This is a genomic window from Paenibacillus sp. N119s (assembly GCF_059447605.1).
Window position 1 is genome coordinate 1 of sequence record NZ_JCAJRU010000109.1, and the last position, 15,791, is coordinate 15,791.

Below are 15,791 nucleotides of genomic sequence, written 5' to 3' on the forward strand. Positions count from 1 at the left end.
TGAGCGTTATCTTCTATGCGTCCCTTCCCTTTAATCTGCCAGTCCGTCAGGTTCGTTCGCGTGTTTGTGAGCTCTATCCTCATCGCCAATTTCCTACCTTCCAGTCCGGATTATGAAGAAAATCTCATTTCAGCGCATAAAGCTCCAGTGAAAATAAAGTGACCTGCTCTTCCGCTGAGCATATTTCAAGACCCTTAGCTTCTCCATCAGGAAATATTAAATCAGTAATGACTACCTGTCCGCGATTGAAAAACACTTCAATAGACGAGCGATCCACATAGAGACGGATGTCCATTCGATCTGGTAAGATTCCTAGCGAGGCTCCATGTCTGCCTGCAAAGTCTTTATGAAAATCCGAACAACCTGACTGTATCCGGTCCACGTATACTTCCTGCGTGGCAGAAGTATACCCGACGAGTGTCTCTTGTTCATGTTCATCCGATACCCGCACCTTAAAGCCAAAGTCTCCGGTGGTTGCAATTTCAGCCACAAGTTCGTAGCAATCCAGTTGCAAGGCAGACAATGCGTTCTGCACTTCCTCACAAGATGGCTCTGTGAGTGACAGGACAGGAGTTCTTAATCCGTCCAGTTCCCGAACAGGGCGCTGAATAAGTGCAACTATGCCCTTTCTCGTTTCCAGTGTGAGTTCACGTGGAATGGACATGGCACCTCTCCAACGTTCTGTCGGTGTCTGATTGGCATATCTCCAGTTGCTCATCCAGCCCATAAACAGGCGTCGTCCGTCCTCTGCCGGGATATCCGACCAGCACACACCTGCGTAGTTATCTCTGCCATAATCGAGCCAGCGGACTTTTTCACTTTCCACATCTGCCACAAATGTCGTCCCATCAAATTCACCCGTAAAATACTGTGTTCTGGACCCTTCCCGAATCTCCGGATTATCCCCAATACTTACGAGCATAACCCACTTTACCTGTGACCTCTCCCCATCAACCCATAATGGAAATAAATCCGGACATTCCCACACCCCGTCATGGCTACCGATGCCGTGTCCAAATTCACTGGCAAACACCCATTCCTTCAGATTCGGAGAATGATAGATGCGAACCGTCTGACCGCAGGCCAGCACCATCACCCACTGCTCTGTAGGCTCATGCCAGAACACTTTGGGGTCGCGAAAATCAATGCAATGCTCATCTTCCAGCACAGGGTTGCCCGCATATTTAATCCAGCTTTCACCTGAATCTGTACTATAGGCGAGGCTCTGGTATTGGCGTATCTGATCCGTGTTTGGAAGCGAATAATGATGAGTATAAATAGCAACCAAACCCGGCTTGCCTTCAAAAAAACCGGACGTATCCCGCTCATCCACCACGGCGCTCCCGGAAAAAATCGTTCCTAGCCCATCCGGCTCCAAAGCAATCGGCCGCTCCTCCCAGTTCACCAAATCAGTACTGACCGCATGCCCCCAATGCATAGGACCCCACGTTGTGCCGAATGGATGATGCTGATAAAACAAATGATAACGTCCTTCAAAATAAACCATTCCGTTCGGATCATTCATCCATCCGTTTTTCGGTGAAAAGTGATAGGATGGGCGGTATTTCTCTTGCCTAACAACGTTCATATATTCCATCTCCCTCGAAAAAAGAATTATTTACTTGCGTTTCTGTCATAGCCCGCCTGTTTGATTTGCAGCCATTCCTGTAATCCCAGACTATTCAGCTCCTGCAAATATTCCGGCCACTCCTCTTCGACCTTGCCATTCTGGTACCATTCCGTACGTTTGCGGAGAACATAGGCGAATAGATCGGTTTCAATGGTCGATAAGCGGTCCAGCTCATCTATAGAAAAAAATACTTTAGGGTAATTATGATCTGCTTGCATATGAGGAACCATCACCTTTTTGAGCAAACCCAATCGCCATGTGGCATCTTCTGGCTGGGTTGTGTATTTTCCGTAGTACTCATCCAATACAGCTAACGGCCCACCAATGTTCGTCTTTTGTCTGATTTCCACCGGTGCCGAGCCTTCCAGCGGGAGATGCTTCAACATTCCCTTTGCCTCATCATACTCAAAGATATTTTTCTGTTTGGTATCCCCGTAAGTTCCCCAGTTGTTCTGTATGGACTGGATCGGATCATACAGCTGATCAATCCACTTGGCAGTCGCTTCCAGCTTCTTATTAGCACTGGTAATCACCATGCGCCCGCGATCGAAGCCGATGCCATTCGTCCGTGTAACATTTACATGTCCATTCGGTCCAGCCAGCGGCGGCATGAGATCGTATTTTTTATTTGGGCCTGTAATATTGGCCTTATCCCAGGTAAAGTACAGACCATAGCGGTGATCTTTCCCTTTGGCTAGATAGGTGTTCCAATCCTGCTGGGAAGACTCGATGTCCACCAGTCCCTCTTTGTATAAATCATGAATATATTTGATGGCTTCCTTATATCCGTTATCCGCTGCCGTAAATACGACTTTCCCATCATTGGTCACCACTGTATGATCCCAGTTCTCTCCAAGCCCAAAGGACCCGTATAAAAAGGCCAAATCCTCGCCGCCAGGCTTATCGATAAACGATAATGGAATCTCGTCCGCCTGCCCGTTGCCATTGGGATCTTTGGTTTTAAAAGCAATTAAGACCTGCTTCAGCTCCTCGGTCGTTGTTGGCATGGATAAGCCCAGCTTGTTCAGCCACTCCACATTAATCCACGGCAAATCATCTACGGACTGGATTGCTTCTTTTCCTGTTCCCAATTCTTCAATCCACGGAAAGGAATAAATATGTCCATCCGGCGCAGTCAACATCGCTTTATATTCCGGTGATTGCTCCAATACCTTTTTAAAATTCGGCATATGCTGTTCAATCAAATCCTCCACCGGAATAATGACACCGTCTTTGGCCAGCTTGAGCAAATCGTAATCCGAGTAGCCCGCGTCGAACACCGCATCCGGCAAATCACCGCTGGCAATGGCCAGATTTCTTTTTTCCACAAACTGGTCACTGGTAAAGTTCTTCCAACGAATATGAATGCCCGTTTTTTCTTCCAGCCGTTTGTTGATCAGCTTGTCGTTCGGGTCTGCCGGAGCGAGTGGAGAGCTTTGGGTTATAAAGTTGAGCGTCACTTTTCCATTCACATCTGTTGCATCGCTCTCATTAGAGGAATTGCTGCTGCCGCAGCCGGAAAGAACCAAGATCGCCGCCAGTGCGGCAAATGAGGCAGTTTTGACTGTTTTCATCTGGATGACCTCCATCGGATAAAGGTAAAATGCACGTGTAGCAAATGAAGTGTGCGGCATCTTTTATTTTAAAGAGCCGACCATAACACCCTTTTCAAAATACTTTTGGAAAAAGGGATACATCACAAGTAGTGGAAGACTGGAGATGACAATCGATGAATATTTGATCATTTCCGAAAGACGCTTTAGTTCTGCCATCGCTAATTGATCACTAATCATGCCAGGCATCGTCTGGTTTTGGATCAGGATCGATCTCAGCACCAATTGAAGTGGATGCAGCTGTGCATTATCCAGATAAATCATGGCATCAAAATAAGAATTCCACTGACCAACAAAGGCATATAGCGCAATGACAAAGATAATGGGTTTGGACAGCGGCAGGACAATTCTAAAAAATATCGTCCAGTCTGAGGCTCCGTCCACGTTGGCGGCTTCTTTTAATTCATTAGGTATACCTTTAAAGAACGTTCGCGCCAAAATCAGATCCCACACATTGATCGCACCAGGAAGAAGAATAGCCCACACGGTATCCAGCATCCCTAAATTTTTGACTAGCAGGTAAGTTGGAATCAGACCTCCACTAAAAAACATGGTGATGATAAACAATGTCATAAAGAAATTTCGCCCCACCAGGCTGTTCACTGATAAGGCATAGCCAGCACAAATCGAAACCGTCACAGAAATCAAAGCAAAACACGAAGAATAGAAGACCGAATTGGCAAACCCACGGAGCATGGCCGGGTTGGACAAAATTTTCCGATATCCCTCCACACTCCAATCCGAAATACGGAAGGATAGCCCTTTGCTTAACAAAACGGTTGGGTCCATAAACGAAGCAATCACGATATAACCCAAGGGAACTACGATAATCAGTACAGCCAAAGTGAGCACAATATAATTCACACCTAGGATGAGGCGGTCTAGATTGGAATGTTTGACATGCATAAAGAGGCTCCTTTCCTAATAAAGCCCTTCTCCCTCATTGAGCTTCTTGACGATAAAGTTAACGGTCAGCAGCAAAACCACATTAATCACCGAATTGAACAGCCCGACCGCCGCAGAATAAGCATAATTGCCGGATTGCAAGCCGACTTTATACACATAGGTAGGAATAATTTCAGAAGTAGGCAAATTCATGGATGTCTGCATGAGATACGCTTTCTCAAACCCGATCGACATAATTCCTCCTGCTGCCAGGATAAAAACAATCGCCATAATGGGTTTAATCGTTGGCAAATCAATATGCCATATACGCTGAAGCAGGTTGGCTCCGTCCAGACTTGCTGCATTATGCAGCTCGGGATCAACATTAGCGAGCGCAGCTACATAAATGATTGAAGACCACCCCGCCCCTTGCCAAATTCCAGACAGGATATAAATCCAGCGGAAATATTCAGGCTCTGTCATAAAGATCACAGGGTTGCCGGTCACCGATGCAATGATTTGATTCAGGGGGCCTGTCGGAGACAAGAAAATAAACAGCATACCCACAATGACAACGACAGAGATAAAATTAGGGGCGTACAAAACAAGCTGGATATTCTTTTTCAATCCCGCCTTGCGGATTTGATTCAGCATGACCGCCAACAGGATTGGTACAGGAAACCCGAGTACAAGTCCATAAAAGCTCAGTTTCAGCGTATTGAAGAAAATATCCGTAAAATTAGGTGAGTCTAAAAATTTAGTAAAATATTTCAATCCAACCCAGTCACTTCCCCAAATCCCCTTGAGCGGGCTAAAATCCTTGAATGCAATAATCGCCCCGTACATCGGAACATACTTGAAAAGAATCGTAAGAATCAGCGCAGGCGCCAGCAGTACGTAAAGAAAATAGTTCTTGCGAATATAGTCTAATTTACTGCGAATGGTCCTTTGCTCCCCCAGTGCGACACTTCTCTGAGCTGCCTTAGCCAAGTTGGCCATTTGCCTTCCCCCCATCTGTAATAGCTGTCTGTATAACACACTTGAAAAGGCTTACAAATTGCATCTTCAATTTACCAAATCAAATCATCATCCGTCAATAACTTTTGTAAAATAAATTATTTACATTTGACCAAAATATTTTTCGATAAAATTCGATTTTGCAACCTTGGATAATACAATTTACTCCTGTATTCTGAATTTTCAAAGCTACCTGTGAACAATAATTGTTTTATACAGCTGGTATCACTCAGATTTTATATTTCCCATGTGCATTTGTCCCTCTGCTTGTTAGAAGATAGCTTTGAAGTTGAACTTTTAATTCGATAAAGCAAATACAAGTCATAAAATAAATTACATAAACGTAAAAATAATTTGTGCATTTGTAAAGTTAACATTGCTATTTTATGCGAACTATTATACATTTAGGATACAATTTAGGTCTGAACGGAGAGCTAGCAGAGGCAACTATACCTCTCAGGCAATCCATTTATTAAGTGAAGGTGGAACCTGTCTATGAAGAAAGAAAAAGTCACCATTCAAGACATTGCTGACGCTTTGGGAATCTCCCGAAATACCGCATCCAAAGCAATTAACGGTAGTGACAGCATTCCGGTTGATACTCGGAACAAGGTCATTAAAAAAGCGATCGAACTCAAATATAAGCAATTTGCCTATGTGGAAACAGACAGCATCATCCCTAAAAACCAAGGTAACATTGCCCTGTTTACATGCAATCTGCCGAACAGCTCGCATTTTGGCTCTTTTCTGATCAGTGGGCTGGAAAAAAGAATAAGTGCAGAAGGATATAATTTGTCGATTCATATTGTGCGAGAAAATGAAACCCAAGTGGGAATACTTCCCAATAATTTTGAAGCCTCCAAAGTTGACGGAATCATTTGTATTGAAATGTTTGATCCACAGTATAGTGAGCTCGTTACGAGTTTGGGACTGCCCACAATCTTTATTGATTGCTCGGTGGACATTTTTTGCCCTGATTTGAAAGCGGATTTATTGTTGATGGAAAATGAACATAGCGTTTATTCTGCTACCAAAAGCCTGATTGATCGTGGTTTGACGCGGATCGGTTTTGTCGGGGACTATAAACATTGCAAAAGCTTTAACGAGCGGTGGGTGGGATATAACCGTGCTTTAATCGAAGCAGGTCTAAGTGTGGATTTATCTAGCTGCATCGTTGATCAGGACCGAAACTTTTTCTCCGAATCAGATTGGATGGATAAACAATTTGAGAGCATGAGCGTGCTTCCGTCCGCGTTCGTATGCGCCAATGATTTTATCGCCGTCAGTGTCATGAAAGCGCTCAAAAATAAAAACTTGAAAATTCCTGAGGATATTGCCGTGTTTGGGTTTGATAACGCTCCTGAGTCCCGAATTGTAGAGCCTCATTTATCCACCGTGCATATTTACAACAATGAGATGGGGATTACGGCGGCTGAGATGCTATTGGCGCGGGTCAAAGATCCTTCCAGACCTTATCAGATTACGCATATCAGAACAGAGCCAATTTTTAGAGAATCGACTCCGACATTGAGCTAGATAGTTATAGTTCCATTATATTCGATAACACGTCACGCGAGGCAAAGAAAGCTCCAACCTTCATTTGGCTGGAGCTTTCTTTGTTTTATTTCTCAAGATCATATCGTAGTTGAATGAATCTTTTGTCATATGATACAAAAAAATCAGCATTTATGTAATGAAAAATTGACCACTGGATAGAAAATGGTTATATTTGTATAGGATTGCTATAATTTCTGGAACTCACATCTTGGCATACATACTCCATTTCATGATTAAAACTTTAGGAGGAAGTTGGATGGAAGAAGTTTTGGAAGGGAAAGATGCTACTTACTTGTTAACGGATCATCATAGATTAGATAAATGTATTGAATTACTTCATTTGCGGTTCTCTCAACATGCCTGGGAAGATATATTGGCCATAGCCGACCATCTGCATAGCCTTGCTGAAAAAATGTATAACGAAGCACAAGAAGCAAGCTTAAAAAAGTTACCTTATCTCTTTAAGGCTGAACGGCCTTTGGTATTTTATTATGGGTTCAGCTATCTGGCCAAGGGAACGGCTCTTCAAAAACTCCGTTTGTACGATCAGGCCAGAGAATACATTTTAAAGTATTCGGAATTGGGCTGGTTTTCGGGGTTGGACAAAATCGGTTGGGAAGAAGTCGAACGGTTCAAATTTTTTGCTAAAGCAAATCTGTATACCAATGATTTGCTGTCAGGAAAATTGAGCATTCTACCTGAATATGCTCAATTTTTAGAAGATAATCCAGAAGAATTATTACCTGGACTTGTCACGATCATGGAGACAGCTTCACTTCATTCAGTTAACGTAGATGATATACTTGAAAAATTCTCAGAAAAAATTGAGGATTTTGGAAATCTCGAAGACGCTACAAATAGAACTCACTATTTTAGATTCTTGTATCATCGTGCTGTTTACTATGCTAAACATCATAGGTATCAAGATTCAGTACAACTCATCTTACTGTTTTTAACATCATATAATATGATTAATAATGTGGATTTCAAAAAGTTTGTTGTACTATTTGAGGTTTATCGGCAGTATGCTTCAAATGAGCAAAAAGAGCAGTATCAAAACCTTTTTAAGGAGCTGTTGAAGCATGAAGAAGGCGTTAGTATCTGTAATGGTGATATTCGCTCTTATTAGCATTGTACCTCTAAGTGGCATAACCAGTAGCAATGCAAGCTCAATTACAATTTTTTCACCATCTAATCACGGCTGGAACTAATATGTGATTAGATGTAATGAGAACCATCAGTGTTGGGAAGTCCTCCTGACATCGATGGTTCTTTTATATTTAGGTTCATATGCTCAAAGTGTTGGAAGAAGTGATTCGCTATACGCCTGATCCGAGCCTTTATACGTTCTGTCTGTAAAAAATCCGGATATAGATAGAGTCTTAGTCTTCAGCTAGTCGTTTTGACCCTCTGCTAGAACTACAGGAGCTGCTGGCTCTTCCTCTATTTTCTTTGCTTCTACCTCCGCTCCATCAACTTTTGTTTCATTGATATTGCTTTCTTCAACTTTTGTTTCATCCACTTCTTTTTCATCTACCTCCGCTGCCTCTACCTCATCCGCTTCGTCACTGCTCTCTTCATTCATCAAGGCTTTTGGTGTGTAGAGCTTGGGAATGGGCACGTTCGCCCAATCCATATCGGAAGCAAAGTAAAAGCTCGTGTAGGACGGCTGATTATAGCCAGTATTTTGACGCGCCACATCCGCACGATACTGCGGGTCATGCATCAACGTATACAATTTATGCGTTGTAGGCTCGGTGCTCAAATAGATACGAATCGCCGAGCTATCTGCTGTACGGACAAGCATTTCCTCACGCCAATCTCCGAAAATGTCAGCGACCAATGATGGCGTTCCCTTGGTATAATTGTTCGTTTTGGTGCCTGACGCAGTTAATAATGTGCCTCGTTTCCAATCTTCAATGGTTGGGGTTACGTCGATCGCCCCGTTCACGATTTGTGTGGTCATATCAGCCGCCCATTTGATAATCATATTGGTACCCGGCATCTTGGTATCCAATGGTTTGCCCGCAGCGGTCCACAAGCCTATGGCCCAAGTCTCCAGTCCTCGCTGATTCGGGTCGATGTCACCGATCATCCCCCGACCTGTATCCTTGCCGGAATATCCACCATAGATGACTTTGCCCGTTTTGGCATCCCGCAGCGAATAACCATATGGGGCATAGGTGCCGCCTTCATGCACCATAAAGATTTCTTTTCCCTGCCGATCAGGGTCAATATCCGTCACATGCAGTGCGTCACCGTGCCCTAATCTGGCGGTTTGCCCTGGAACTGCGCTTTCAGGAGGCATAACATCAAATGAGCTGTATAACAAGCTGCCATCATGGTCGATCGTGGCGGAGCCATATACAATTTCGTCTTTGCCGTCTCCATCCACATCTGCGACACTCAGCGAATGCGCTCCTTGTGTAGTCAAGGTGCCGAATTTCGGGTCTGTTCCATCCCGTCCGTGCGGGCTATCATTAAACGGATTGGTCATCGGTGCCCAACCACTATCCACCATCCAATGTTTTTGGAGATGACGACCATCCCAAGTGTAAGTGGCCAAGGTGGAGCGCGTATAATAGCCACGTGCAAATACGGCGGATGGTTTGCGTCCGTCCAGATATGCTACTCCTGCCAAAAAACGATCTACACGATTAGCGGGTTCGATCCGGGCCATGGCATAATCTCCCCACATAAGACCATCGTCGTGGCGCTCTGGTTCATAGCGAATCGTCTCCAGCTCAGTGCCCGTTTTTCCTTTGAAAATGGTCAAATACTCCGGCCCATCCACAATGAAGCCTTCAAATTCTCTCAGTTTGTTTTTGTCGCTCCGCGTAGGAGCATACACATCCATAAAGTAATCCGTCAAGCTTTCCGCATCCTTTCGGGATAACGGGTAGCTATACTTTGGAGCAATGCCAAAGCACTCCTCCAGCGTAGCAGGCCACTGCCCCTTGACCACTTCTTCATGTTTCGTCCAGTTCATAAACATGTTCACTACATGCTCATAATAATCCGTGCGGCTCAAACGATAATCGTCCTTATGTGTAATTCCAGCTTTGCGATCCTCACGGGGCAGGGTAATATATTTTTCTTTTTTGGGCTTGCCCTTTTTGTCAAAAGTAATCGTTTTGGTTCCAGGAGCCGTCTTGAACATCAGCTCGGCTTTGCCATCGCCGTCAAAATCATACACCATCATCTGCGTATAATGCGCACCCGAGCGAATATTCACACCGAGGTCAATCCGATAAAGCAGCTTGCCCTCGAACGTATACGCATCGACATACGTATTTCCGGTATATCCTTTCTGAGATACGTCTTTGGAGTTGGAAGGGTCCCATTTAACAAAAAACTCATATTGTCCGTCTCCGTCCACATCCCCCACACTCATATCGTTGGCCGAATAAGTATAAGATTCACCTGCAGGTGTTACGCCATCAGCAGGCTTTTGCAGCGGAAGCTCATAATAACCCTGCTGCCAAGGCTTCACTTCGGCACTGCGATCCTCTTCTTTCCCGTTAACGACTGAAGCGACTCTGTACACCGCATTTCCGTTTCCTTCCTTATCCAGATAATTGGTGCTGTCCGTCACCGTCGCGATTTTCTTGCCGTCACGATATACGTTAAAGTCCGCTCCTGTCAGCCCCGTTGAACTGTAGCCATTCACTTCTTGAGCCAATAACCGCCAGCTTAAAAATACACCCTCTTGCGTCGCCGCAGCTACCAGTCCACGATCTAGTTTTTCCAGCTGAATGCTGCCGCTACGGTTCTGTTCTACAGCGATTGATGATTCTGCCTGCAGCGTGGGTTCGGACAAGTCTTCCGCAGCTACTCCTCCAGTCGTGCCTGTCATCGTCAGCATCGCTGCCAACGCGGCGGTCAAGGTTCCCTTTCGCCATGCGCCTTTCCTTTGAGCCATCCCATTCGTCCTCCTCAATTGTATTGTGATGACAAGCAAATACCTAAAATGATTTCGCTTACATAATTTAAATTCCTTATTATTATAGTTTTTCCGTTCGTCCAAACGCGTTTAAATATCCGTGCATTTCTCTACATAAATCCGTGTTGTTGTTCGTTTCAATTAAAGTATCCCCATTAGCCCATTACTAACGGTCCATTTCATGAATCGACTATGTTAGTTGAAGTGAGCATATCTGAATGTTATAAGATGATAAAATGGACGAGCTGTGATCAAAACATACATACCTATCAAGGTTTCACAAAAATGATGTCACAAAACGACCCGTTGCGATTGTTATATAGACATAAATACAAGGAGGTGAGCTCTTGCAGGCAACCATCCCCGGGGATCCAAAGGATAAATACAGCCAGATTGAGCTGGCCGTAGAGCGCGTCAAGGCTGGTGAACAGCAGGCTTATGAAATCATTATTCGACAATTCGAGCGGCAGATGTACACCTACTGCTTCTATATTTTGAAGAATCATGAAGCCACAGAGGACGCTGTTCAGGACATTTTCATCAGAGCTTATGAGAATCTTCATCAATACAGCAAACAGACCAGCTTCTCGGCATGGCTATACAAGATGGCCTATCATCACTTAATGAACATCAAAAGGAAACACAGTCGCTGGCTCAAACTGGTTCAGCAGGTCAAGGAACAAGAGCCAATCGCTCAGGTATCCCCTCATAAAACTGTCATTGAAGAACTGTTGACTTATCTTACACCCGAAGAGCGTCATATTCTGCTACTGAAGGCTGTTGAGCAATACAGCTTTGAGGAGATTAGCAACATCATGGGTTTAAAGTCAGCAACCATTCGTAAAAAATACGAGCGGCTTCGGCGCAAGCTGCTGGACCAGAGAAGCAAAGGAGGACTTGTTAATGGACAAACATCCAACACTACCTTATGAGCGCGAAATGGACCAGTTGGAAAATTGGATCAATGAATCAGTCATGCCTAAAGGCAGTATGAGTGATCAAATTATGAAAAAGATCGGAGAAAGATCCATGCAAAGAAAAACGGCGAAATCGAAATTTGCAAAACGGGCTGTCCTGGCGGCATCCGTAGTTGGCATATTAGGGGCAGGAGTGGTAGGCGCCGGGTTTGTATCACCCACGATGGCGGCCACACTCAAGCAAATTCCGGGAATCGGCGGTATTTTTTATGGTTTGAGTGCAGATGAAATTCAGACTGCTGTAGATAAGGGCATTCTCAGTCATCCTAATGAAACTGTGTCTCATGACGGGATTACACTGACCTTGAGTGATGTGCTGTACGACGGTACACGCCTGTCCTTCTCTATTGAACGTCAAGGCGAGAATATGCCGGAAGGCTCTGTGAGTCCCTATCTGCCTACAGATGCCAAAACTGAAAGTAGCGATAAGGAATGGTTAAAGAAGCATAAAGTGCCTGAGAAGGATCAGCTTAAGGGATACTTTAAATACTTCCCCGAAGTATTGATTAATGGAAAGAAGATAGACTCTCACTTAAACTCATATGGTGATGATCCGAAAAAAATGAATTCAGTCATAGGGGAGTTCATGAAGTTGGACTCCCTGCCAGACGAGTTTGAGTTGACGATCAGAACTTCGATGACGGGTGTTGATGAACCCTATGAATTCAAGGTTCCGGTGAAAATAGACAACACCATGATTACTGTCAAGCCGAATGAAACAAAAAACAGCGGCAACTTCAGCTATACCGTGAAAGAGCTGAAATCCACCTCAACAACGACTCGTCTGGTGCTGGACAGTAAAGGTGAAGTACCTGCTTCTCCGGAGCAAACGGGAGAGTATGCGCCAACAATGATGTATTACGACATTGTAGATGATCAGGGCAACATGCTTAAGCAGCGCCAATTCGGTTATTTCCACAGCAAGCCTAGGACAGAATACCATGTGGATGAGCTGTATGATGCTCTTAAGCCGGGTACGAAATACGTGACGATTAAGCCGTTCACCTTGACCGTCAAGCCTGCCGACTGGAGCATCGTTGGCGAAGTGAATGATGAGCATGGCAACGAAGTAAAGAAAGGCGACAAAACGTATATCAAGGAACTTGAAATGAAGATTCCCCTGAATAACTAATTACAAATGATTTAATACAGGAAGTTCGCATCACAAGCTTTTTTTATGAAAGGGCGTATATCTAATGCAACCGACAAACTTTAAATTTACATTTCTAAAACGAGTATTACTTACAACATCGGCTTTCGCGATATTGGGATCAGGGGCAGCGATACCAAAATTTATCTCCCCCATTGCAGCAGCCGCCAGTGCCGAAGCAGCTGCGAAAACCGCTTCTTCCAATCTGAGCCTGACGCAAAACGGGGTTACACTGAAACTCGGCGATGTGTCTTATGATGGCAAAAGCCTGACCTACTCCATCGAACGGGAAGGCAAAAATTTGCCTAAGGAAGTCCTAAGCCCGTATGTTGAAATAAATGCCGAAAACCTAAGCAATCCAAGCCTCAAGAAATATATGGTTCCTGAAAAAGATCAGAAAAAGGGCTATATCAAAATATTCCCTGAGGTTCTGATAGACGGGAACAAACTGAAAAGCCTTGGCATGTTTGGGGATAAAATTTCCGAAAAAAACACGGTAGAAGCTCTCTACAGTAAGCTGGATTCACTTCCAAACAGCTTTAATATGACCATCCAGGTAGGCGTAACCGGAATCAGCAAACCTTTTGAATTCAAGGTCCCTGTCAAAAAAGTTAACAAAGGTTCCTGAGAATCATGCGTGAGTGCTGGTCAATGGGAGAGCTTACGCAATTGCTCTCCTGTACAACACCAGGAGTGTTATACAGACGGATGAGACAAGGCAAAGTCGCCGGATTATCCAATGGTAAGGATTAAATATTATAACTTCAGAGAGGAGATAATTTCAGAGTGCAACAGGCAAACTTAAAGTCAACATTTCTAAAACGGGTATTACTGACAACATCGGCCTTCGCGATATTGGGATCAGGGGCAGCAATGCCAAAATTCGTATCCCCCATTGCAGCAGTAGCCAGTGCTGAAGCAGCTGCCAAAACCGCTTCTTCCAATCTGAGCCTGACACAGGACGGGGTTACACTGAAGCTTGGCGATGTGTTCTATGATGGCACGCGGCTGTCCTTTTCGATCGAACGGGAAGGCAAAAATTTGCCTGAAGGAGTCGTGAGCCTATATATTCCAATGGATGCAAAGGCAAGTGAAAGCCTCAAGAAGTATATGGTTCCTGAAAAAGATCAAAAGAAGGGCTATATCAAGAGACCTGAAATTTTGATCGATGGGAAGGCATTTAAAGGCTTTGGCTCGTTCGGAGATAATGTATCCAAAAAGAACACCGTAAAAGCCGAATACAACCAGTTAGGTTCGCTCCCAGATGAATTTGAAATGACCGTCCAAGTAGGGGTTACCAGAATCAGCAAACCTTTTGAATTTAAAGTCCCTGTTAAAAAAGACGGCCATATGGTGAGTGTCAAGCCAAATAAAACCCAAAAGAGCGGATCATTCAGTTACACAGTCAAACAGCTTGATATTACCTCTCATACGACCCGTCTAGTGCTGGATAGCGAAGGTCAAGTGCCTGCGTCTGCCAAACAAACAGGAAAATTCGCTCCATCCATGATGTATTATGACATCGTAGATGACCAGGGGAAGACGCTACAACAACGAAAAGCCGGCTTCTTCTACAGCAAGCCTAAAACAAAGTACCATATTGATGAACTGTACAGTGCTATAGGCAGCAAACCCCAATATGTGACGATCAGACCGTATACATTTACAGTCAATTCCTCAAATTGGAAACCTGTCAGCCAGGAGGCTGGTAGTAAGACATACATCAAGGAACTCGAAATGAAGATTCCCCTGAATGACTGATCACAAATTTATTATTCATTACATGAATTTAAAAATCTTAAGCTTTCGAGAGGAGAGAATGTTAATGCAACAAACAAACTTAAAATCCACATTTCTAAAACGGGTATTACTTACAACATCGGCTTTCGCGATATTGGGATCAGGGGCAGCGATGCCAAAATTCATATCCCCCATTGCAGCAGCCGCCAGTGCCGAAGCAGCTGTAAAAACCGCCTCTTCCAATCTAAGCCTGACGCAGGACGGGGTTACACTGAAGCTTGGCGATGTGTTCTATGATGGCACGCGGCTGTCCTTTTCGATCGAACGGGAAGGAAAAAATTTACCTGAACAAGTTATCAGTCCATATTTTCCAATAGATACCAAAGAGACTAATGAAAAAATCAAAAAACGCATGGTTCCTGAGAAAGATCAGAAGAAGGGCTATCTCAAGACCCCCGAGGTTCTGATAGACGGGAACAAATTGAAAAGCAGCCACTCCATGTTTGGAGACAAAGTAACTCAAAAGAACACCGTAGAAGCTGAATACAATCAGTTGGATGCACTTCCAGACGATTTTGAAATGACCGTCCAAGTAGGGGTTACCAGAATCAGCAAACCTTTTGAGTTTAAAGTCCCTGTTAAAAAGGACGGTAATATGGTGAGTATCAAGCCGAATAAAACCCAAAAGAGCGGGGATTTCAGTTATACAGTCAAACAGCTTGATATTGCCTCCCGTACAACCCGGCTGGTGCTGGATAGCGAAGGTCAAGTGCCTGCATCTTCCAAGCAGACAGGAAAGTACGCTCCATCCATGATGTATTATGACATTGTAGATGATCAGGGAAAAATGCTACAACAACAGAAGGTCGGCTTCTTAAACAGCAAGCCTAGAACAAAGTATCACACTGACGAGCTGTACAGTGCTATAGGCAGCAAACCCCAATATGTGACGATCAAACCGTATACATTTACAGTTGACCCCTCTGATTGGAGTATTGTCGGTCAAGGCAAAGGGGCTGACGGGAAATTTAAAACCGGAGATAAAACATACATTAAGGAACTCGAAATGACCATTCCCGTGCCAGCCCAATAACATCCCGTGCAAGAAGCGAGCAAGCCTGAATGAGAAATCAGGCTTGCTCGTTTTGTTTTACGTTAAGCCATTCCTTCTCCTGCTTACTTTACTGGTTCTACTAGTTATACTAGAGCGTGTCTTCAAACCTAATTTAACCATAGCAAAATAGAAGCCAGCGTTAAGAAGGCTCCAAACGTGCAGGAT

At 44.2% G+C, this 15,791-nt stretch carries 12 protein-coding genes; 7 read left to right on the forward strand and 5 right to left on the reverse strand.

The window, feature by feature from the left end:
• Positions 1-124 precede the first annotated feature (124 nt).
• The 4 genes from AC5V8P_RS13845 to AC5V8P_RS13860 all read right to left on the reverse strand — a co-directional run bounded on the left by AC5V8P_RS13845 (position 125) and on the right by AC5V8P_RS13860 (position 5,127).
• A complete protein-coding gene (locus tag AC5V8P_RS13845; RefSeq protein WP_064795558.1) occupies positions 125-1,588 on the reverse strand; it encodes a glycoside hydrolase family 32 protein in 1,464 nt (487 codons plus the stop codon).
• A 26-nt stretch (positions 1,589-1,614) separates the two neighbouring features.
• Positions 1,615-3,204, reverse strand: coding sequence for an ABC transporter substrate-binding protein (locus AC5V8P_RS13850; RefSeq protein ID WP_064795559.1), 1,590 nt, complete (start codon positions 3,202-3,204; stop codon positions 1,615-1,617).
• A gap of 63 nt (positions 3,205-3,267) precedes the next feature.
• Complete coding sequence (locus tag AC5V8P_RS13855; RefSeq protein ID WP_064795560.1) at positions 3,268-4,149, reverse strand: carbohydrate ABC transporter permease; 882 nt, start codon at positions 4,147-4,149, stop codon at positions 3,268-3,270.
• A gap of 15 nt (positions 4,150-4,164) precedes the next feature.
• Positions 4,165-5,127, reverse strand: coding sequence for an ABC transporter permease (locus AC5V8P_RS13860; protein ID WP_064795561.1), 963 nt, complete (start codon positions 5,125-5,127; stop codon positions 4,165-4,167).
• A gap of 513 nt (positions 5,128-5,640) precedes the next feature.
• On the opposite strand from AC5V8P_RS13860, the gene AC5V8P_RS13865 reads away from it, so the two are divergent.
• Together AC5V8P_RS13865 and AC5V8P_RS13870 are read left to right on the forward strand one after the other, a co-directional pair.
• Positions 5,641-6,681 (forward strand): substrate-binding domain-containing protein, encoded by a 1,041-nt coding sequence (locus AC5V8P_RS13865; RefSeq protein ID WP_064795562.1) that lies wholly within the window; start codon positions 5,641-5,643, stop codon positions 6,679-6,681.
• A 277-nt stretch (positions 6,682-6,958) separates the two neighbouring features.
• Positions 6,959-7,831, forward strand: coding sequence for a hypothetical protein (locus AC5V8P_RS13870; protein ID WP_064795563.1), 873 nt, complete (start codon positions 6,959-6,961; stop codon positions 7,829-7,831).
• Positions 7,832-8,095: 264 nt separating this feature from the next.
• Here AC5V8P_RS13870 and AC5V8P_RS13875 read toward each other — a convergent pair whose 3' ends face one another.
• The gene (locus tag AC5V8P_RS13875) at positions 8,096-10,624 is read right to left on the reverse strand and encodes a rhamnogalacturonan lyase (RefSeq protein ID WP_064795564.1); all 2,529 of its coding nucleotides are present in this window, start codon (positions 10,622-10,624) and stop codon (positions 8,096-8,098) included.
• A gap of 368 nt (positions 10,625-10,992) precedes the next feature.
• Between AC5V8P_RS13875 and AC5V8P_RS13880 the strand changes: the two genes are divergently transcribed.
• From AC5V8P_RS13880 to AC5V8P_RS13900, 5 genes are all read left to right on the forward strand, one after another.
• Positions 10,993-11,577, forward strand: coding sequence for an RNA polymerase sigma factor (locus AC5V8P_RS13880; RefSeq protein WP_063210808.1), 585 nt, complete (start codon positions 10,993-10,995; stop codon positions 11,575-11,577).
• A complete protein-coding gene (locus AC5V8P_RS13885; RefSeq protein ID WP_064795565.1) occupies positions 11,549-12,754 on the forward strand; it encodes a DUF4179 domain-containing protein in 1,206 nt (401 codons plus the stop codon). The genes AC5V8P_RS13880 and AC5V8P_RS13885 overlap by 29 nt, the downstream gene beginning before the upstream one ends.
• Positions 12,755-12,818: 64 nt before the next feature.
• The gene (locus AC5V8P_RS13890) at positions 12,819-13,400 is read left to right on the forward strand and encodes a hypothetical protein (RefSeq protein WP_231116723.1); all 582 of its coding nucleotides are present in this window, start codon (positions 12,819-12,821) and stop codon (positions 13,398-13,400) included.
• Positions 13,401-13,558: 158 nt separating this feature from the next.
• The gene (locus AC5V8P_RS13895) at positions 13,559-14,533 is read left to right on the forward strand and encodes a DUF5643 domain-containing protein (RefSeq protein ID WP_064795566.1); all 975 of its coding nucleotides are present in this window, start codon (positions 13,559-13,561) and stop codon (positions 14,531-14,533) included.
• Positions 14,534-14,597: 64 nt separating this feature from the next.
• Positions 14,598-15,605 (forward strand): DUF5643 domain-containing protein, encoded by a 1,008-nt coding sequence (locus tag AC5V8P_RS13900; protein WP_064795567.1) that lies wholly within the window; start codon positions 14,598-14,600, stop codon positions 15,603-15,605.
• Positions 15,606-15,791 lie beyond the last annotated feature (186 nt).

What these genes read in the sequence shown, in the direction of transcription:
- AC5V8P_RS13845 (WP_064795558.1), bottom strand. Translation starts at nt 1,588, where the DNA reads ATGAACGTTGTTAGGCAAGAGAAATACCGCCCATCCTATCACTTTTCA.
- AC5V8P_RS13850 (WP_064795559.1), bottom strand. Translation starts at nt 3,204, where the DNA reads ATGAAAACAGTCAAAACTGCCTCATTTGCCGCACTGGCGGCGATCTTG.
- AC5V8P_RS13855 (WP_064795560.1), bottom strand. Translation starts at nt 4,149, where the DNA reads ATGCATGTCAAACATTCCAATCTAGACCGCCTCATCCTAGGTGTGAAT.
- AC5V8P_RS13860 (WP_064795561.1), bottom strand. Translation starts at nt 5,127, where the DNA reads ATGGCCAACTTGGCTAAGGCAGCTCAGAGAAGTGTCGCACTGGGGGAG.
- AC5V8P_RS13865 (WP_064795562.1), top strand. Translation starts at nt 5,641, where the DNA reads ATGAAGAAAGAAAAAGTCACCATTCAAGACATTGCTGACGCTTTGGGA.
- AC5V8P_RS13870 (WP_064795563.1), top strand. Translation starts at nt 6,959, where the DNA reads ATGGAAGAAGTTTTGGAAGGGAAAGATGCTACTTACTTGTTAACGGAT.
- AC5V8P_RS13875 (WP_064795564.1), bottom strand. Translation starts at nt 10,624, where the DNA reads ATGGCTCAAAGGAAAGGCGCATGGCGAAAGGGAACCTTGACCGCCGCG.
- AC5V8P_RS13885 (WP_064795565.1), top strand. Translation starts at nt 11,549, where the DNA reads ATGGACAAACATCCAACACTACCTTATGAGCGCGAAATGGACCAGTTG.
- AC5V8P_RS13890 (WP_231116723.1), top strand. Translation starts at nt 12,819, where the DNA reads ATGCAACCGACAAACTTTAAATTTACATTTCTAAAACGAGTATTACTT.
- AC5V8P_RS13900 (WP_064795567.1), top strand. Translation starts at nt 14,598, where the DNA reads ATGCAACAAACAAACTTAAAATCCACATTTCTAAAACGGGTATTACTT.